Origin of the sequence: Burkholderia sp. PAMC 28687 (assembly GCF_001577465.1) — a bacterium.
Lineage (GTDB): Bacteria > Pseudomonadota > Gammaproteobacteria > Burkholderiales > Burkholderiaceae > Caballeronia.
The window spans coordinates 537,020-555,187 of the sequence record NZ_CP014505.1; the positions used below are offsets into that span (position 1 = coordinate 537,020).

Annotated in this window: 23 protein-coding genes; 8 read left to right on the top strand and 15 right to left on the bottom strand. The window is 58.9% G+C overall.

The window, feature by feature from the left end; all coding sequences use genetic code 11:
* Genes AX768_RS02510 through AX768_RS02530 form a run of 5 tightly spaced genes read right to left on the bottom strand, consistent with a single transcriptional unit; the run spans nt 1 to nt 3,315 of the window.
* Nucleotides 1–726 carry a FliH/SctL family protein gene (locus AX768_RS02510; protein WP_061998643.1) on the bottom strand — a complete coding sequence of 242 codons (726 nt, stop codon included), beginning with the start codon at nt 724–726 and terminating at the stop codon, nt 1–3.
* The gene (locus AX768_RS02515) at nt 723–1,256 is read right to left on the bottom strand and encodes a hypothetical protein (protein ID WP_061998644.1); all 534 of its coding nucleotides are present in this window, start codon (nt 1,254–1,256) and stop codon (nt 723–725) included. The genes AX768_RS02510 and AX768_RS02515 overlap by 4 nt, the downstream gene beginning before the upstream one ends.
* Nucleotides 1,243–2,757: a flagellar basal-body MS-ring/collar protein FliF gene (fliF, locus tag AX768_RS02520; RefSeq protein WP_231941303.1), complete on the bottom strand. Its 1,515-nt coding sequence runs from the start codon at nt 2,755–2,757 to the stop codon at nt 1,243–1,245. Before fliF ends, AX768_RS02515 begins: the two co-directional genes overlap by 14 nt.
* Nucleotides 2,758–2,770: 13 nt before the next feature.
* Nucleotides 2,771–3,070: a flagellar hook-basal body complex protein FliE gene (fliE, locus tag AX768_RS02525; RefSeq protein ID WP_061998646.1), complete on the bottom strand. Its 300-nt coding sequence runs from the start codon at nt 3,068–3,070 to the stop codon at nt 2,771–2,773.
* The gene (locus AX768_RS02530) at nt 3,067–3,315 is read right to left on the bottom strand and encodes a flagellar basal body rod C-terminal domain-containing protein (protein ID WP_155524168.1); all 249 of its coding nucleotides are present in this window, start codon (nt 3,313–3,315) and stop codon (nt 3,067–3,069) included. The genes fliE and AX768_RS02530 overlap by 4 nt, the downstream gene beginning before the upstream one ends.
* Nucleotides 3,316–3,443: 128 nt before the next feature.
* Between AX768_RS02530 and AX768_RS02535 the strand changes: the two genes are divergently transcribed.
* Nucleotides 3,444–4,820 (top strand): IS4 family transposase, encoded by a 1,377-nt coding sequence (locus AX768_RS02535; RefSeq protein ID WP_061998648.1) that lies wholly within the window; start codon nt 3,444–3,446, stop codon nt 4,818–4,820.
* On the opposite strand, the gene AX768_RS02540 is transcribed toward AX768_RS02535, so the two are convergent.
* Genes AX768_RS02540 through AX768_RS02580 form a run of 9 tightly spaced genes read right to left on the bottom strand, consistent with a single transcriptional unit; the run spans nt 4,817 to nt 12,657 of the window.
* On the bottom strand, nt 4,817–5,053 hold the full coding sequence (locus AX768_RS02540; RefSeq protein WP_061998649.1) for a flagellar basal body rod protein FlgC: 237 nt from the start codon (nt 5,051–5,053) through the stop codon (nt 4,817–4,819). The two genes, AX768_RS02535 and AX768_RS02540, sit on opposite strands and share 4 nt — an antisense overlap.
* A 4-nt stretch (nt 5,054–5,057) precedes the next feature.
* The gene (locus AX768_RS02545; protein WP_231941304.1) at nt 5,058–5,423 is read right to left on the bottom strand and encodes a flagellar basal body rod protein FlgB; all 366 of its coding nucleotides are present in this window, start codon (nt 5,421–5,423) and stop codon (nt 5,058–5,060) included.
* A gap of 19 nt (nt 5,424–5,442) precedes the next feature.
* Entirely contained in the window at nt 5,443–6,570 is a 1,128-nt protein-coding gene (locus AX768_RS02550; RefSeq protein ID WP_061998651.1) for a flagellar basal body P-ring protein FlgI, read from the bottom strand.
* Nucleotides 6,564–7,151: a flagellar basal body L-ring protein FlgH gene (locus AX768_RS02555; RefSeq protein ID WP_061998652.1), complete on the bottom strand. Its 588-nt coding sequence runs from the start codon at nt 7,149–7,151 to the stop codon at nt 6,564–6,566. The genes AX768_RS02550 and AX768_RS02555 overlap by 7 nt, the downstream gene beginning before the upstream one ends.
* Before the next feature lie 7 nt (nt 7,152–7,158).
* Nucleotides 7,159–7,923, bottom strand: a complete 765-nt coding sequence (locus AX768_RS02560; RefSeq protein ID WP_155524169.1) for a hypothetical protein — start codon at nt 7,921–7,923, stop codon at nt 7,159–7,161.
* A gap of 30 nt (nt 7,924–7,953) precedes the next feature.
* Nucleotides 7,954–8,727 carry a flagellar hook-basal body protein gene (locus AX768_RS02565; protein WP_061998654.1) on the bottom strand — a complete coding sequence of 258 codons (774 nt, stop codon included), beginning with the start codon at nt 8,725–8,727 and terminating at the stop codon, nt 7,954–7,956.
* Complete coding sequence (locus tag AX768_RS02570) at nt 8,724–9,437, bottom strand: flagellar hook-basal body protein (RefSeq protein WP_231941305.1); 714 nt, start codon at nt 9,435–9,437, stop codon at nt 8,724–8,726. The genes AX768_RS02565 and AX768_RS02570 overlap by 4 nt, the downstream gene beginning before the upstream one ends.
* A 32-nt stretch (nt 9,438–9,469) precedes the next feature.
* Entirely contained in the window at nt 9,470–11,569 is a 2,100-nt protein-coding gene (locus AX768_RS02575; protein WP_061998656.1) for a flagellar biosynthesis protein FlhA, read from the bottom strand.
* Nucleotides 11,566–12,657, bottom strand: coding sequence for an EscU/YscU/HrcU family type III secretion system export apparatus switch protein (locus AX768_RS02580; RefSeq protein ID WP_231941306.1), 1,092 nt, complete (start codon nt 12,655–12,657; stop codon nt 11,566–11,568). Before AX768_RS02580 ends, AX768_RS02575 begins: the two co-directional genes overlap by 4 nt.
* Here AX768_RS02580 and AX768_RS34400 point away from each other — a divergent pair.
* The 3 genes from AX768_RS34400 (at nt 12,584) to AX768_RS02590 (ending at nt 13,907) form a co-directional block, all read left to right on the top strand.
* Nucleotides 12,584–12,988, top strand: a complete 405-nt coding sequence (locus AX768_RS34400) for a ribonuclease domain-containing protein (RefSeq protein ID WP_442857240.1) — start codon at nt 12,584–12,586, stop codon at nt 12,986–12,988. The genes AX768_RS02580 and AX768_RS34400 overlap by 74 nt on opposite strands.
* Nucleotides 12,989–12,996: 8 nt before the next feature.
* Nucleotides 12,997–13,377: a barstar family protein gene (locus tag AX768_RS02585; protein WP_197672643.1), complete on the top strand. Its 381-nt coding sequence runs from the start codon at nt 12,997–12,999 to the stop codon at nt 13,375–13,377.
* Nucleotides 13,378–13,454: 77 nt separating this feature from the next.
* Nucleotides 13,455–13,907 (top strand): DUF2846 domain-containing protein, encoded by a 453-nt coding sequence (locus AX768_RS02590; protein WP_061998658.1) that lies wholly within the window; start codon nt 13,455–13,457, stop codon nt 13,905–13,907.
* Nucleotides 13,908–13,956: 49 nt separating this feature from the next.
* On the opposite strand, the gene AX768_RS02595 is transcribed toward AX768_RS02590, so the two are convergent.
* A complete protein-coding gene (locus AX768_RS02595) occupies nt 13,957–14,136 on the bottom strand; it encodes a SymE family type I addiction module toxin (RefSeq protein ID WP_231941307.1) in 180 nt (59 codons plus the stop codon).
* A gap of 198 nt (nt 14,137–14,334) precedes the next feature.
* Here AX768_RS02595 and AX768_RS02600 point away from each other — a divergent pair, with 198 nt between their 5' ends.
* Genes AX768_RS02600 through AX768_RS02615 form a run of 4 tightly spaced genes read left to right on the top strand, consistent with a single transcriptional unit; the run spans nt 14,335 to nt 18,066 of the window.
* Entirely contained in the window at nt 14,335–15,237 is a 903-nt protein-coding gene (locus AX768_RS02600) for a phosphoribosylaminoimidazolesuccinocarboxamide synthase (protein WP_061998660.1), read from the top strand.
* Nucleotides 15,238–15,290: 53 nt separating this feature from the next.
* Entirely contained in the window at nt 15,291–15,806 is a 516-nt protein-coding gene (gene purE, locus AX768_RS02605) for a 5-(carboxyamino)imidazole ribonucleotide mutase (RefSeq protein ID WP_061998661.1), read from the top strand.
* 44 nt (nt 15,807–15,850) lie between these two features.
* Entirely contained in the window at nt 15,851–17,038 is a 1,188-nt protein-coding gene (locus AX768_RS02610; protein ID WP_061998662.1) for a 5-(carboxyamino)imidazole ribonucleotide synthase, read from the top strand.
* Between the two features lie 5 nt (nt 17,039–17,043).
* Nucleotides 17,044–18,066, top strand: coding sequence for an L-threonylcarbamoyladenylate synthase (locus tag AX768_RS02615; RefSeq protein WP_061998663.1), 1,023 nt, complete (start codon nt 17,044–17,046; stop codon nt 18,064–18,066).
* Nucleotides 18,067–18,168 lie beyond the last annotated feature (102 nt).

Below are 18,168 nucleotides of genomic sequence, written 5' to 3' on the forward strand. Positions count from 1 at the left end.
TCAGCCCCTTGGACGCAATGCAGCGAGTCTGGAAACCGCATGTGAGCTTTGTTGTGACAGGCTCACGTCCAGCCGTCCAAGCAACAGTTCGATGAAGCACGCGCCCGACGGCAACTGGGGATCAGCTTGAACGGATAGCGTCGGATGAGTGCCGGTGGTTCCCAAAGCCTTGTTTAGCCCTGCGATCTCTGGGAAATCAGTCGCGGAGACTCGTACACCAACTGCTGAGGTAGCCGTCAACTGTGCGAGGTGGTGCCGGGTGGTCCGCGCGACCAGATCGCTCCGTAAATCAGGATCGCCAAAGATTTTTTCCAATGTCAGTTGCGTGAGCTCCAGCGCGAGTGGCTCGACGGCCAGCAACTGTTGATGAAATGCATCCCGTGCGTCTTTCACTACTGCACGAAGCGTACTGAGTTGCTCCTCGTGCTGCTGGCCAATGCTGGCCGCACCGAGTTTCAGACCTTCATCCATGCCGTTTTGGAACGCATCTCGTTCCAGTGCTTCGAGTTCAAGGCCGCGCGCCGAGGCAGCCTGCAAGACGGCTTGTTCAAGCTGGGATATCCGGTCTTTCAGCTGTTCGCACTGTGTTTCGTGTTCACCGGTGTCCCGCATGCCATCCGGTGCGTCAGTGAGCGTATCCAAGCTGCCGAGCCCGAGCGTCCCGTCGGCAATCGTTTTGCGACCGCTGCCGATTGCGATCTCATTCGCCTTTAGCAGTTGACTCATGAACGTCGCTCCAGCAAACGACGAAGTTTTTGGGCGAACGTCGGTGGCTTTGCAAGGGGCGGTAGATCGTCCATCGATCGGATGACTGAGCGTGCGGCCTCGTGCAATGCGTTGCGAGCTATTTCTGTGATCGTGCTGGGCTGGTCGACCCTCGCCAGCATTGCGCGTTCGTCGGGCGAAAGCGCATCGATTACGGCGCTCCGGGTTCGATGATCGACACAGACCAGCAGCCGTGACATCAACTGGTGTGGGAGTGAATACGCGATTTGTACGAGCTGTTCTACCGTAAGAGCGTAATCTTCGTCGCCTACAATGGGCGGCATGCGTTGCGTATCCGTAGCAACGAGTATGTCCATGCCATTTTCTGCCAAGTTTGGCATTTCTGTAAGCAACGGACGCAACTGCGCGCGCTCCGTTTCGGACAACACCCGCCAGATCAACTCGATATCGTCGATTGAGTACGCAGCCAACTCGGCCACGGCCCGGCGCAAGCGTCGCGCGTAAACATTTTGTTGCTCAGGCGCGATCATTCATGGCTCCCTGGTCGGCAAGAAGCGCGCGCAGTCGCATTACGTATTGGTCGCGTTGCGCTTGGCTCATGGAAAGCGCCGTCCCACCGTGCTTGCGCCGCGAATGCCATAGAAGGATGCTAGCTGCGATCACCACGAACGCTATTAGACCGAGCAATGATGCAATGAGCGGACGAGCTGGCATCTTGAGCAGATCCGTAGCCGCGTGGGCGCCATGCGAGGGTTCCCGCGCGGGCTGATCCGAAGACCTTTCACGTTGCCCCTGCGTGTCGGCAATCGATCCGCTGATAGTGCTCTCCGCTCCGGCGGTGCTGCTAGCTTCGTCTGCTCCCGAGGGGAATGGAGCGATAGCGCTCAATGCTGCTACCGAGCCAGGTCGGCCGGTCTGAATGGACAGCACATCGCCGCGTGCTGGATCGATACCTATTGATGCTCCAACCACTGCCTGGAGTCGAGTCAATTCCTCCTGTGTCAACGAACGGTCCAGCACGATACCAACCGATAGCCTGCGAATCGACCCCGGCTCCGACACGATCTGTTCAAGCCTGCGATCGACCTTCGTTCCGTCCGAGGACGTGGAAGACGGCAACGGAGCCAATCCCGTTGGCATCCCTGATTTTCCCGACGCGCCGGGGAGCGGTGTTGTCGCGGAGGACGATCTGCCTTCCGCATTGACGAGGGGCCGTGTCATATCCGACTCGCGCGTAGTCTTCGTCTGATCGAAGTCAAGGCGCGCGTCGACGCTGACCGAGCTCCCATTGGGGCCAACGAATGGCTGAATCAAAGCAAGAATTTTGCGTTCGTAGTGCTGCTCAATCGCTTGTTTCAAGATGAACTTAGGATCGTCAATATCGCTGCCTCGGCTATTTGCGAGGTCACCTGTTTGATCGACCACGATGACGTCTGTGGGCGTGAGTTCCGGCACCGTTGCCGCCACCAGCCGTTGGATGCCGCGGACCGTCTCTGGCGCAAGCGGGTGCCTATCGCGCATGAAGAGCGCCACAGAAGCTTTTGGACGAGCAGCGTCTCGATGGAAAATGGACGATTCCGGTAGTGTTAGATGCACACGGGCAAGATCAATATCGTCGAGCGTCATGATGGTGCGCGCGAGTTCTCCCTGTAGCGCTCTCTGATAGTTCACCTTTTGTGCGAAATCGGTTAACCCAAGATCCGAGTTATTGAACAATTCAAAACCGACCGCTCCTTGCAGTCGCAGGTCGCCGCTCATGAGCTTCAGGCGCAGGGCGCGCGTGTCGCCTTCAGGTACCAGAATGGCTGATGACTTCTCGTCGATCCGGTAGGGCACTTTCTGCTTCTCGAGCGCTGCGATGATCGACGACGCATCTTGTGGCCGCAGATCGCTGAAAAGCACCTGGTATCTGGGATGCAGGACGAACCAGGCCGCGGCCATCACGCCGCATAACAGTAGCGCCAATGCGCCGGCCAACAGAAACTGCCGCCGGCGTGAGCCGTCGGTGAAATACATGACGAAGCCCGACATTCCTGATTCCATCCTAAAGTTGCATCCGCATAAGTTCCTGATATCCCTCTACCAGGCGCGAGCGAATCTGCAGTGCAAACTGGAGCGACATCCGTGCCTCTTCCAACGCTATGACGACCTGATGCGGTGGAAGATCTTTGCCGAGCGCAAAATCGGTAACGGCACCATTGGCTGCGGTCACGGTATGGTCGGTCTGCTCAACGCCAGCGAGGAGCATGCCGCCGAAGCCAGCTTGCGGATGCTGCGGGAGGCTCGATTGCCACGTCGGTGCGAGGAAGCCGGCCTGAACACCGGCGATTTCGGCGACATTCATGAACGGCTCCCAAGCTCGAGCGCTCGCATGTACATCGAGCGGCCAGCGTTGAACATCACCACATTGGATTCGTAGACACGGAGGGTTTGCACCATCAATGCCATTTCTCCGGCATGGTCGAGGCCTGGGTATGCAACAAAACCCTTTGCATCGGCGTGCGGGTGCGATGGGTCATAAACGAGACGCGAGGGTGTCTCCATCCGCTCAATGCCGTAGCTCTGGACGCCCCCTAGGGAGAATGGCACTTACTTAAGCCTGCATGGACGAGAAGACGCGGGTAAGTTTCTGAAGAGAAAGAGAGGGGGCTGATCCAGGGATTGATAGGATGGTTGTTACTAGGCAAACACCCGTCACATTCCAAAGATCAGCCCCCATGGATCGTAATGCACGAAGTCATCACAGGCAAACACGAAACAGTGTTCAAAGCCGGGCGCGCAGAGCCCAGGCGGTAGACTACTTCAACATACTGACGAGCCCGGAGCTGTTGGACATAACGGAAGCGTATTTGCCAGAACATCGGGAACGGCTGTATCCGCCGACGGTGACATTGTCGATGTTCATGCGCCAGGCGCTGGAAGAGGACGCCTCCTGTCAGAAGGCAGTCAACGGGTGGGCCGCGCAGCGAGCTGCCGACGGGCTGGGCCCGATGAGTGTGCGTACGGGAGGCTACTGCCGCGCTCGCCAGAGACTGCCGCTGACGATGGTGCGGGAGTTGACGCGCGAGACGGGGCGTCAACTGCATGAGCAGGCCAGTGCGGCCTGGAAGTGGCGTGGGCGCCCGGTCAAGCTGGTTGACGGCACAGGGATCTCGATGCCCGATACGCCGTCGAACCAGGCCCGCTTCCCGCAGTCCAGTTCCCAGGCCGAAGGAGTGGGATTTCCATTAGCCTATCTGGTTGCGGTGATCTGTCTGGCAAGCGGCGCAGTGCTGGAGGCGGCTGTCGGGACGTACGCGGGCAAAGGTAGCGGGGAGCTGACGGCGTTTCGCATGCTGCAAGACACGTTTCGCAAAGGTGATGTGATCGTCGCCGATGCCTTGTACTGCCACTACTTTCTGATGGCCTCAATGATCGCCGCCGGGGTGGATGTCGTGATGGAACAGCATGGGGCGCGCCGCACTGACTTTCGGCGAGGCAAGTCGCTGGGCATGCGCGATCACATTGTGACGTGGCCCAAACCACGGCAGCGTCCCGACTGGATGACGCGTGAGCAGTACCAGGCCTTCCCCGATGAACTGACGGTGCGCGAGTCCAGGCTGCATCACCGGGTGCTGGTCACCACGATGCTTGATGCACGCAAGACCAGCAAACAGGACCTCTCGCAGTTGTACGCCAGGCGTTGGAACGTGGAACTGGATCTACGTAACATCAAGACAACGATGGGCATGGATGTGCTGCATTGCCAGACTGCCCACATGAACGAGAAGGAGATCTGGGTCCATCTGCTGGCCTATAACGTGATTCGGCTGCTGATGGCCCAGGCCGCCAGCCATTACGCCACCGATCCGAGAACCCTGAGTTTCAAGCACACCGTGCAGCTATGGACTGAATGGCTGGCCAGAGGTCTGACGGCAACTCACGACCAGAGTCTGCTGTTCAACCTGATCGCGCAGTCTTGCGTGGGGAATCGCTCCGGTCGCATCGAACCTCGAATGCGAAAACGACGACCGAAGTCATACCCGTGGCTGAAAGAGCCTCGTCACAGCGCACGCGAGCGCGTCCGAAAATATGGGCACGCTCCACGGGCTTAAGTAAGTGCCATTCCCCCTAGGGAGGGCGCACCCGTCGCGTCTTCCGCGCCTTCGACATGGTCTGCAAAGGCCGACGTTATCTGGGGGCCCGATACAAGCCGCAGCGGTTGATACGGGACGCCCGCCGCAGTACGTGTGGTGCTCGCATTGGCCAAATTCTGCGCAACAACTTCCATGCGCTGGCGTTCGACATCGAGGCCCGATCGGGCGATGGCGAAGATAGAGTCGCTCATGCGCTTAGCCTCCCTTGATTGCAAGTTGCTGCATTTGCAGCGTGCGGTCCAGCATGGCGATCAACATCGCGTAACGAGTCGATGTCTCGGATGCAGTTGCGATTTCCTGATCGAGCTTGACCGTGTTCGAGTCGAGCGGCAGAGGCACGTCGATGCGTGGCTGGACGCCCGCTACACGGGCAATAACAGTGGCGGACATATCCCCCGGCTGTGGCGCCGCAGCATCGCGCAGCGCGTCTTCAAACGAAACCCGCACAGGCGTGAAATTCACCGACCCGGCGTTCGCAACGTTGTGTGCGGTTGCCGCTTGGCGCGTGAACAGGCCATCAAGCGCCTTGCTGGCGATGGTAGCTAAAAGGTTGATCGTCATAGGATTGGCTTCCATGTTTTTATTGAACGATGATATTGGCATGCAGAGCGCCGGCGGCCTTGATAGCTTCCAGGATCGCAATGACATCGCGCGTACTGACACGGCTTTTCGACAGCGCGTGAACCAGTTCCCCGACTGAGCCATGCGGAAACGATGCTGCGACCGTTTGTCCAGTCTCTTCGACTGACATCTCGGTGTTACCTACCACGAGGCTGCGAACGCCTGGTCCAGCGATGCCGATAAGGCCAGGCTGCGATGCTGAGTATTCGGTTGCGACAGTGACACGAATATCGCCATGCGAGATCGTGATGGGGGCAATCCGCGTGTCGCCGCCTGCCACCACCGTGCCAGTACGTTCGTTGATGACAATCCGCGAATCCTGATCGGGTATCACGCTGAGCGTCTCAATGCTGGCAACGTACTGGTTAAGGTTGCGACCATCGCCCGGAGTGCGTATCTGCACGGTATAAGCATCGACCGAGCGCGCACTGCCAACGCCCATTGTCTGGTTGATCCGCTGAGCGATGCGTTCAGCCGTGCTGGCGTCGGCCTGTTTCAGCATAAAGTTCAGATAGCCATCCTGAGCAATGAGATCGGCTCGTACAGCAGTTTCCACGACACCGCCATCGGGCACGATTCCGACGGTTGGATGATTTTTTTGCCGTACGTTACCGTTAGCATCGTAGCGATAGCCGCCAACGGTGATGGGACCTTGAGCTAGCGCATAGATCTTGCGATCAGGACCACGCAGCGGTGTCATGATCAGTGTGCCGCCAACGAGGCTGCGCGCGTCGCCCACCGACGTCACGTTGACGTCGATCTTGCGCCCGACATTAGCGGTTGGGGGGAGCGAAGCAGTAACCATTACCATCGCGACGTTCCGGCTCTGAAGCTGATCCTGAGTCAGATTCAGATCGAACTGGGACATCATGTTGGTCATCGCCTGACGCGTTGCCTGGTTTCGCGGCGTGTCGCCCGAACCTGCAAGTCCTGCGACGATGCCGTAGCCAACCAGCATGTTGTCACGCCAACCGAGGAAGTTTCCAAGATCCTTCAGGCGTACTTCGCTGGTTGCCGCGTAAGAGGATCCGATTGAAATCGCCACTAGCATGCAGGCGACAAATTGGGTAGAGAGGCGTTTTACCATAGGCCCAGCCATGCGAATAAACGAGGGATGAGACCGGGCTTTGATCGGTCCGTGATGAAGCCTTCGCCGACGTAGTCGATTTTTGCGTCCGCAAGGCGATTTGACTGGACTGTGTTGCCAGCGGCAATATCGACAGGGCGCACGCGGCCTTCAAGATGAATTTTCGTTTTTTCGCCGTTGACGTCGATCGCCTGGCTGCCAGCGACAATCAGATCACCGTTAGGCTCTGTCTCGACGACCCGCGCGCTGATCTGAGCTAGCAAACGACCGGTACGCTGGATCTGCCCACGGCCGCCGTAATTATCACCGAGGCTGACTTGCGCGGAATTGTTGCCCGCGAACATTGTCGACACGTTGCCCTGAAGACCGACATTGGTTTTTGTCGAGGTGTCGGCCGTGTTGCTGGCGGTCGAGTTTTCGTAGACCAGGATTGTCAGAATGTCGCCTGGTTTCGACGCGCGACGGTCGGCGGTGAGCGGTTGATAGCTATCGCCCTGAAAGAGATCGGCCGCGTGCGCGTACGCGACGCTACATAGTAAGTAGCCCATCACAATGAACGACGACGAAGTTTGACGTTGCATGGAGCCGTTACCTTGCTTGCGGGACGTGAACAGGGGTTGTCAGGATGTCGCCAGAATCGGTAGCAAGAATCGCGGCTCGACCGGAAGGGGTGTCCGCTAACGAAGCGCCGCTGCGCGTGACGGTGACCGCACCGGAATGCACAACTGTTGTGACGTTCTCTCCTTGACCGATCTTTGCGATGCGCTGCGGTGCGATAGCGGCAAGGACGTCGCCGGGAAAGAGGTCGTGCGGTGCCCGAGCGAGTCGAGCGGCTCCGTCATAGTGAGCGTTTTGTATAGGTCGGGCTCTTTGGCACTCAACGCTTCGCACGCTTTCCACGGAGACTGCGTCACCGCGCGCGAGTCGGCGCGTCAATTCTAAGCAGTGCGTAGTTTTGGTCGCTGCCAGTTGGCTGTCTGCAGCTCCACTTGTCGGATTTTCACGCATGATGATCGTTACTACCTGTATCTCATGAGGACGCAGCCATGGCGTCAGGGCCGGTAGCTGCCGCCGCGCAGCTTCGGCGAGACGGGTTGCGCTGAGGTTGATACGATTTCCATGACGTCGTAACCTCGCGACGGCGATATCACCGGCCATTTGACGCCACCCATCGGGCAACGCGCCAAGGTCCGCGATTTCCCTCAGACGGACTGTGTCATCGTCGACGTAGGCCGTGGAGCGGAAGTTTATGTATTGCTCGCGGGAAGAGGCTATTCCAACAGGAAACGCTAGCGCAATTCCGCACATCATCCGCGCGAGCGGCATGTCGTAGCGTGCGCTGAGAATTTTCATATGCATCGTTTCCATCTCCCTGTAGACGCCTTACCGCTTCAGCCCATTGGCCAGCGCCATCAATTCGTCTCCGACCTGTACCAGTCGGGCGTTCGATGCATATGCGCGTTGATACAACATCAGGTTGACGAGTTCGTCGGACAATGACACGTTGGACGCTTCGCTAAAGCCTTGCACGAGAGTGCCCGCGTTATCTTCACCTGGCCGCGCTCGCGACACCGTGAGTCCGTCGTCCTGAACCCTGTAGATGCCGTCGCCAACCGATTGCAAGGCTCTGGTGTCCGCAGGCATCACCAGTTCGATTTCGCCGAGCGTGAGCGGCTCGTTCTGGCTTGGAACGCTCGCCTGTACCTGACCGTCGGACGAGAACGAGATGCTCGAAGCATCATGAGGAACCGAAACCATGGCCTTAAGAGCCAAGCCATTTGGCCCGGCGAGATAGCCGTCGGTGCCGACGTGCAATGCACCGCCACGCCACAGCGTGGCCTGCCCGGAGTCTGAGGAGAGTTCGATGAAGCCGTCCCCACGAATTGCAAGATCGAGGGGGCTTCCGGTAGATCGCAGTTCGCCTGCCGTGAAGACGTGTAAAGACGGGTCGGCCGCAACGCCCGCCGGGGAACTGAGGACGCTATCGGCGGCTCCTCGATTCAAAGGCGCCGCAGCCGAGGTTAACAACTCGGAAAACGATACGAGCCCACGCTTGAACGCTGGCGTGTTCATGTTAGAGATGTTGTTCGCTGTGGTATCTACTGCGGTTTGCTGGGCGTTCAGGCCAGTTGCACCAATATAGAAAACGTTGTTCATGCCTGGATGTCCCCCAATCTCTGTAAAACTGTTCCGATCATGTCGTCGTATGCGTGGACAAGTTTTTGTCCGGATTCGACGCGGCGCATTGCCTCCATCATTTGAATCATGTCGTTGCCGACCGAAACGTTCGATGATTCGACAAATCCCTGCATCATTTGCGGTTGGGCAACCTCGACTGCTTCTGCGCCGTTTGCATGGAACAGGCCATCTTCCGCACGCGTGAGCTGGGCCGTGTTTGAGAACGTCGCCACGCGTACCACTGCAGACGGATTACCTTCGTCAATGAGCGTGCCGTCGCGCTCGATGTGCCAATTGTTGGAACGCACGACGATGTCGCCGCCGGCCATCGCTTGCAACACCGCACCTTGTGCGGTAACGAGGCGGCCATCGGCATCGCGCTGGAACGAGCCAAGACGCGTGTAGGCGAGACCGCTCGGCGTGGCGACTTCGAAAAATCCGGGGCCGTTGATTGAGAAGTCGAGCGGGTTGCCCGTGTGAACTAGCTTGCCCGCCGAAAAATCGGTGGCGATGCCGGATGGCACCTGTTCAGCACGTGGCGACGGCACATCCACCGCGCGGTTCGTATCGAGCACTTCCTCGAAGGCGATCTGGCGCTTGTATCCAGGCGTAGCGACATTGGCAATGTTCTGTCCCGCGGTCTCGACGCGCCGCGTCTCGTGCGAGATCAGGCCAATTGCGAGGGTCATTAGGTTGTCCATATAGCGTCCTTTTTTCTGGGTCAAACCGCTTGGGCGACCGGTGTCAGCTGAGGGTCACGAGACGCCAAGGGCGGCGCGACCGCATCGACGCTAAGCATGGCGAATGATTTGAGGTTGACCGAATGCGGGACTTCGTTCATTGATACGACTGCGAGACGCGGCGCAACCCGGCGCGTGAAGGTTCTCAGGTGACGGCGGATTTCGGGGCGGCACAACAGGACGGGAATAACGTTTTGCCGCATCATCATGTCCACGTACCCAACGAGACGATTGAGGAAACTTTCCGCAAGCCGTGGATCAAGCACAAACGTGCCGGCGCCATCCGCGCTTTTCAGGTTTTGCACGATAGCCGACTCAAGCGAAGGATCAAGCGTCAGTACCGCGAGTGCATCATGCTCTCCTTGGAGCTGCTGGCAGATGCTGTGACCGAGGCGCTGCCTTACCCTGTCGCTTAGCGCCGCGGGGGCTTTTTCATGGCGCCCTGCGTCGGCGAGCACTTCGATAATAAGATCGACGTTTCGTATGGACACCTGTTCGGCTAGCAGGTTTTGGAGAACCTGCTGGACATCGCTTAGCGCGAGCACGTTCGGAATAAGCTCTTCGACCAGTCCCGGGGCGCGAGTCCGTACACCCTCAAGAAGGGCGACCACATCCGTGCGCGAGAGCAGCGATGTCACGTTCGCCTTGATAACTTCCGTCACATGGGTGATGAGTATGGTCATAGGGTCGACTACGGTGTAGCCGAGGGTCTTCGCGTGAGTGAGTTGGGCAGAATCGATCCAGACGGCAGGCAGCCCAAACGCGGGATCTCTGGTCGCAATACCGGCAAGCTTTCCGCCTTGATCCGACGAATGAATCGCGAGCATTTTCTCCGGATGGAGGGTTGCGTGGCCAAAGCGATCGCCGAAGAGCAGGATGCGGTAATCGTTCGACCCAAGTTGCGAGCCGTCTCGGAATACCACCGGCGGCACAGTGACGCCCATCTCCGCTGCATATTGTTTGCGAAATGCCGCGATTCGCTCCGCGAGCACGCTTTGCAGAGGAATCCATGCACGAGTGAGCGCGGCACCGAACGACACTTCGACAGCCGGCAATGCTGCGGGCGCTTCGGATGTCTCCAGATCTTCCGTTTTAAGTGCATGACCCGCGCCGACGTCCCGTTCTGCAGCACGTTTGCGGCGTGTGATAAGCCATGCCCCAGCCCCAAGGAGGACCAAGATCAAGACTGGCCATTTCGGCATGCCGGGTAGAGCCAGCAAACCGGCGAGCGCGACCATGACAATCAATTGGATTTTCGGGAACTGAATCAACTGACGCAATACCTCGTTGCTCAGTTCTCCGTCAGCAGAAGAGCGTGTGACGATAATGCCGGTCGCCACGGAGATAATGAGGGCCGGTACCTGCGTGACGATGCCGTCGCCGATAGTGAGCAGTGTAAATGTCTGCAACGCCTGACCGAGCGGCATGCCCATCTGGGCGACACCAACGGCCCAACCCCCGAGGATGTTGATCAACATAATGATGATGCCGGCAATTGCATCGCCTTTGACGAACTTACTCGCGCCGTCCATCGATCCATAAAAGCCCGCTTCTTTCTCGATTGCCTTACGGCGGCGCTTGGCTTCTTCCTGATCGATAAGACCCATATTGAGATCGGCGTCGATGCTCATCTGCTGACCCGGCATCGCGTCGAGTACAAAGCGCGCGGCAACCTCCGAAACGCGCTGGGCCCCGGCAGTCACCACCACGTACTGCACAACAATCAAAATAAAAAAGACGATCAATCCAATGACAAAATTGCCTTGAACGACAAATTCGCCAATTGCGCTGATTACCTGCCCCGCCTCAGCCCCAGAAAGGATCAGGCGCGTCGCTGCAATATTCAGCGACAGACGAAACAGCGTTGCGATCAAAAGTAGAGAGGGGAAAGTCGAAAATTCGACCGGTCGCGAGACATAAAAAGTTAACAGCAGAATCGTGAACGCGAACGCAAAATTGATAATGATGAAAAGGTCAAGTACTACTGCCGGAATCGGCGTGAAAAGCAGCAATAGGATAACGACGACCGCAAAGACGAGCGCCAGATCCGAGTGATTGCGCACACGGGACTGCCACGTCATGGGTGTCTCCGCTGTGACGGTGCACGTCGCGCGCGCAGATAGACGGCGGCGGCCTGACTATAAAGGTTGCCCGGCACTTCGCGCTCAAGCGGAGCCTTGAAATACAGTTCGCGTGCGAAAGGGGGCATTTCGATGACGGGCACGCCATAAATGAACGCGAGTTTCTTCAGGCGTACGGCAAAATCGCCAGCGCCCTTAGCGACTACCGTTGGTGCAGTCATGCGCGATGGTTCGTATTTAAGCCCGACCGCATAGTGGGTCGGGTTCGTCACCACAACATCAGCACCCCGCACCGCCCGCATGCTACGCGGGCGTTCCAGTAGCTCGCGTTGTAACTGCTTGCGGCGCTGCTTGATACGTGAATCCCCCTCGCGTTGTTTCATTTCCTGCTTTTGTTCGTGGCGGCTCATGCGCATTTTCCGCGCGAACGTACGGCGCACTAGAATTTGGTCGACTGCGGCAAATAGAACGGCAGCGCCGACAAGCAGAAGCACGAGACGCAAGCCGCTCGACAATAGTTGATGGGCAAGACTGCTCGGGACAAGTAAGGCATGAGTCGCAGTGGTGGCGACCTGCTCGATCAGCGTGTAGGCGATCCACGTGTAGACGATCATCTTGAAGCAGGCTTTGGCCGCTTCAATTAGCGTCTGCATCGAGAAGATTCGCTTGAATCCTTGAGCAGGATTAAGTTTGCTGAAATCGATCTTCAATGCGTTAGGGGCGAACAAAAAGCCTGTTTGCGCTACCGCCGAAATCAGGACCCCGCCCGCGATGATGGCGATCAATGGCGCAACTACGTGGACGACCCGAGACATCGCGGCACCCATGAGGGTCAGCAGTGAATTGCCACCGACTGCAAGTGAGCCCGACTCGCTCAGTGTTTGAGCAACGATGGCGGAAAAGCTGGAAGCGAGATTGCCGCCTCGAATCCAGAGGTACACGTCGTGGCTCGCTGAGGATGCGAGCGCTGTTGCGGGACGCGTTGGGATGTCGTTTGGTGAAACAGCCAATGGGATGGTTGGCAACGTTGCTGATAAGTATGGCTTCCGGTTGTCGGTCGTTGAAAACAGCGTTTCGAACAGCAGCAACTCAACTCGCTTCGTTAGCAACGTTGAAGTCGTTGATCAGAAAACTGGACGCATCTTGAGCGGTACGGTCGATTTGCAGCCTACGTTGCAGCGCATTGAGAGTGGCGTAAGTTACCCTCATCGAAATGACGGATCGATCTTCCAAAATAGGCCATCAATGGGAAGTAGTAACCCAGCCTTACCGGTTCGGCCGGCTGGCTATTACACAGAATATGTGGTGCCAACGCATGGAGTAGCGGGACCCGGTCCACAGCGAATAGTTATTGGACGTGACGGGGAAGCCTTTTATACGCCCGATCACTATCAAACATTTACCCCGATCAGGAAATGAGGGAAACGATGAATTCACTTATTAGATTCGAGTTCGGAAGCGTGGACCGCATGCGCGGTTCAGATGACGCCTTCGTTGGATCAGTTCGAGACGGCATAGAGACTGTTGATGGACTATTGCGTTGCATCGCTGATGCACTTCAGTTTCCGGCTTACTTTGGCGGAAACTGGAATGCGCTATCAGATTGTCTTAGAGACTTTCATTGGGTTGCGCAGAAAAAAATTAAGTTGGTGCACGGCAGGTTGCCGGTGTTGCCATATGATCAGTTGAAGATCTATCTTGAGGTTCTCCGAGACGCAACGCTTGATTGGATAGCTGACGATTCGCACGAGTTTATAGTTTGCTTTGATGTAGCGGTCAAAGAGGATGTCGTTGCGTTGCTTTTATAGGGAATGGGCTTTGCCCGTTGACGTTTTAAGAGCAGTACCTAAGCTATACAAATAAAAATCTACGAGGAAGTAATCAAATGCAGTTGAAGAGATTGATCCCGGTTGGGGCGTTGTTGGTGATGGCGGGTTGCGCTTCTGTGCCAATGGGCGATCCGCAAAAGGATGCGGCGTTAAAAACATTCAGTGTTCCTGCAGACACGGCGGCGATCTACGTGTACCGCAATGAAAACATGGGCGCGGCGATCAAGATGCCGGTGATACTGGATGGCAAGGTCTTGGGCGACACGGCGGCGAAGACGTATCTGTATTCGGAGGTGGCGCCGGGTAAGCATCAATTGGTGTCGAAGACGGAGAACGACTCGACGCTGAATGTGGACGTGGTGGCGGGGAAAATCTATTACGTCTGGCAGGAAGTGAAGATGGGGCTGTTTGCGGCACGCAGCAAGCTACAACAGGTTGATGAGACGACGGGTCAGGCGGGCGTGATGGAATCGAAGTTGGCGGCACCGATACCAGCGCCGATGCTGTAGTTGGAGCTGAGTCGTAACAACGAAGGGTCGCGGGAGCGGCCCTTCGTTGTTACGCGGCGGTGATGATGAGCTTGCCTTGTTCGACGGTGATGCGCACTTGCTGACCGGCCAGAAATCCAGCCTGCTCGATCCATTGGCCGGAGAGCTTGATCCAGGCCTTGTCCGAGGAAATTAGACCACTACACCAGTCCGGCGAACCGGCCCAGATCGTCAAGTAAAGGAAACGCAAGCGCAATTCACGACGATCCTACCGAGTAAATTCGAGACAACCGCCGGAGACGTTTACAATGGCGCTGAATCGGCCACGAACAGAATCAATACAACCCGCCGTTCCCGCAATTCCCGGGGAACGGCGTGTTGGTTTTTTCGTTTGTCTCCTGATCATTCTTTCCTAGCCCGACGTTGCAGCACTTTTCCGGTAGATGACATGTCCACCCAACATTCCCCGCTGTACGAATCCACGCTGAAATCGGTGCCCCTGCTCGGGCGCGGCAAGGTCCGCGACAACTACGCCGTCGGCACCGACAAGCTCCTGATCGTGACGACCGACCGGCTGTCCGCGTTCGACGTGATCATGGGCGAGCCGATCCCGAACAAGGGCCGCGTGCTGAATCAAATGGCCGATTTCTGGTTCGAGAAACTCAAGCACATCGTGCCGAACCACAATACGGGCATCGATCCGGCGACCGTCGTTTCCGCCGACGAAGCGCCGCAAGTCGCCGGCCGCGCGGTCGTGGTCAAGCGCCTCGAGCCGATCCTGGTGGAAGCGGTGGTGCGCGGTTACCTGGCTGGCAGCGGCTGGAAGGACTATCAGGCGACGGGTTCGGTATGCGGCGTGGAATTGCCACCGGGCCTGCAAAACGCTGAAAAGCTGCCCGAGCCGATTTTCACGCCGGCAGCGAAGGCCGAAATGGGCCATCACGACGAAAACATCACGTACGACGACATGGAACGCCGTATCGGCACGGAATTGTCGGCGACCATCCGTGATATTTCCATCAAGCTCTACAAGGAAGCGGCCGAGTACGCGGCGACGCGCGGGATCATCATCGCGGATACGAAGTTCGAATTCGGGCTCGACAACCGCGGCGAACTGTTCCTGATGGACGAAGTGCTGACGGCGGACTCGTCGCGCTTCTGGCCGGCGGACGGTTACCAGGTGGGTACGAACCCGCCATCGTTCGATAAACAATTCGTGCGCGACTGGCTCGAAACGCAATCGTGGGGCAAGACGCCGCCGGCGCCGAAACTGCCTGACGACGTCATCGCGAAGACAGCCGAGAAGTATGAAGAGGCTTTGCAGCGCCTGACCGGCCAGTCGCTGGCGTAAAGTCACGCTTCTCGCCTCGAACGAACAGACCCAAACCACAGGAAAGCAGCACGATGAGCGAAGTCCAGGCCCACACGCATGACGCACCGTTGATCGGGGTGTTGATGGGTTCCAGTTCCGACTGGGACGTGATGAAAAATGCCGTCGCGATCCTGCAGGACTTCGGCGTGCCGTACGAGGCCAAGGTCGTGTCAGCGCATCGCATGCCCGACGAGATGTTCGCCTACGCTGAAAGCGCACGTTCGCGCGGACTGGCGGCGATCATCGCAGGGGCAGGCGGCGCGGCGCATTTGCCGGGCATGCTCGCCGCTAAAACCACGGTGCCGGTGCTGGGCGTACCGGTATCGAGCAAATACCTGAAGGGCGTCGATTCGCTGCATTCGATCGTCCAGATGCCCAAGGGCGTGCCGGTCGCGACGTTTGCCATCGGCGAGGCGGGGGCGGCGAACGCCGCGTTGTTCGCGGTATCCATTCTTGCTGTGACGCAGAGCGCCTATGCCGACAGACTCGCCGCTTTCCGCGCCCGCCAGAACGACGCAGCGCATGCAATGGTCCTCCCGCCGCTCTAAATCCAGCAGCTTCAGTAACACTTCCGGCTGACCGACCCCACACGATGAACGCACACACCCAACCCAGTTCTCCCATCCAGCCGGGCGCATGGCTCGGCATGGTCGGCGGCGGCCAGCTCGGCCGCATGTTCTGTTTCGCCGCGCAATCCATGGGCTATCGCGTGGCGGTCCTCGATCCGGACGAAACGAGTCCGGCTGGTTCCGTCGCCGATAAACACATCCGCGCCGCCTACGACGACGAAACCGCGCTCACCGAACTCGCGCGCTTGTGTGCGGCGGTATCGACGGAATTCGAGAACGTGCCGTCCGCCAGTCTCGATTTCCTCGCGAAGACCACGTTTGTCAGCCCGGCCGGACGGTGCGTGGCGATCGCCCAGGATCGCGTGGCGGAGAAGCGGTTTATCGCAAGCGCGGGCGTGCCGGTGGCGCCGCATGTGGTGATCGAGTCGCCGGAAGCGCTCGCGGCCCTGAGCGATGAACAGATCGCCGCCGTCTTGCCCGGGATCCTGAAAACGGCGCGCCTCGGTTACGACGGCAAGGGCCAGACGAGCGTGCGCAACGTCGACGAAGTCCGTACCGCATATGGATCGCTTGCCGGCGTGCCGTGCGTGCTCGAAAAACGCATGCCGCTGAAATTCGAAGTGTCGGTGCTGATCGCGCGCGCGGGCGATGGGAAATCTGCCGTTTTCCCCCTCGCGCAGAACCAGCACGTTGGCGGAATCCTGGCGAAGACCGTCGTGCCGGCGCCGGATGCAACCGATGCGCTCGTGGCCCAGGCGCAGGACGCCGCGCTGACGATTGCCGCGAAGCTGGATTACGTCGGCGTGTTGTGCGTGGAGTTTTTCATTCTCGAAGACGGGTCGCTGATCGCCAATGAAATGGCGCCGCGTCCACACAATTCGGGGCATTACACGGTGGACGCCTGCGCGACCAGCCAGTTCGAGCAACAAGTACGCGCGATGACCGGCATGCCGCTTGGCGATACGCGCCAGCATTCGCCGGCCGCCATGCTGAACATTCTCGGCGACGTCTGGTTCGATGGCGCCAAGGCCCACATCCCGCCGTGGCACGAGGTCATCGCCATGCCGACGGCGCGTTTGCATCTGTATGGCAAGGAAGAAGCGCGTCCGGGCCGCAAGATGGGCCACGTGAATTTCACGGCGACGACGCTGGAAGAAGTGCGTGCGGCGGCGCGCGACTGCGCCCGCCTGCTGCATATCGCGCTGGACTGACGAGAATGACCTTCGAAGCACCCAGCGTCGCGCAGGTCACGGAAGCAGCCGCGTTGCTCGACGCCGGCCAGCTCGTCGCGTTTCCGACTGAAACGGTCTACGGGCTCGGCGGCGATGCCGGGAATCCCGAGGCGATCGCGCGGATTTATGCGGCCAAAGGGCGGCCGTCGAATCATCCGGTGATCGTGCATCTCGCGCCCGGCAGCGATCCCGCGTACTGGGTCGAGACGCTTGTCCCCGATGCACAAAAACTGATCGATGCTTTCTGGCCCGGCCCGCTTACGCTGATCCTGAAGCGCGCGGCGCACGTGCCCGCGGCAGTCAGTGGCGGGCAGGATTCGGTCGCGATCCGCTGTCCGTCGCATCCGGTCGCGCAGGCTTTGCTGAGCGCGTTCAGCGCCTTGCGCGACGGCCACGGCGGCGTGGCGGGGCCATCGGCGAACCGGTTCGGGCACGTCAGCCCGACCACGGCGCAACATGTCCGCGATGAATTCGGCACGAGCGTCCATGTGCTCGATGGCGGTGCGGCGAAGGTGGGTATCGAATCGACGATCCTGGATTTATCGCGTGGCTTTCCGGCGTTGTTGCGGCCGGGGCATGTGAGTCCGGCGGAGATTGCGGACGTTCTCGGCGTGATGCCGCGTCTTCCCGATGGCACCGATGCCAGCGCCCCTCGCGCATCCGGGACGCTCAAGGCGCATTACGCGCCGCGCACGCCATTGCGATTGTTGCCCTTCGACGCGCTGGAACCGCTGCTCGCAGCGCACCCTCTGAACGCCGATAAAAAGCTGGCGCTGGTCGCGCGGGCATCGAGCGTGGGGAAATGGGCCGATGCGCCCAACGTCCGGTTCATCGCTGCGCCCGACGATCCGCAAAGCTACGCGCGCGAGTTGTACGGCTTGCTGCGCAAGCTCGATCGCGAGGACGTGGAGCGGATCTTGATCGAGACGCTGCCGGTATCGGCGGAATGGAGTGCCGTGAATGACCGGCTTGGCCGCGCGGCGGCGGCGTTTGAAGAGCAGGAGTGACTGCGTTGACGGGCCTGGTTCGGCTCGGGAATCGGCGCCGGATTAGCATCGTGCGAATCAACCGCCTGGAACAGCTTGCCGCTTGACTCAATCGAAACAAAA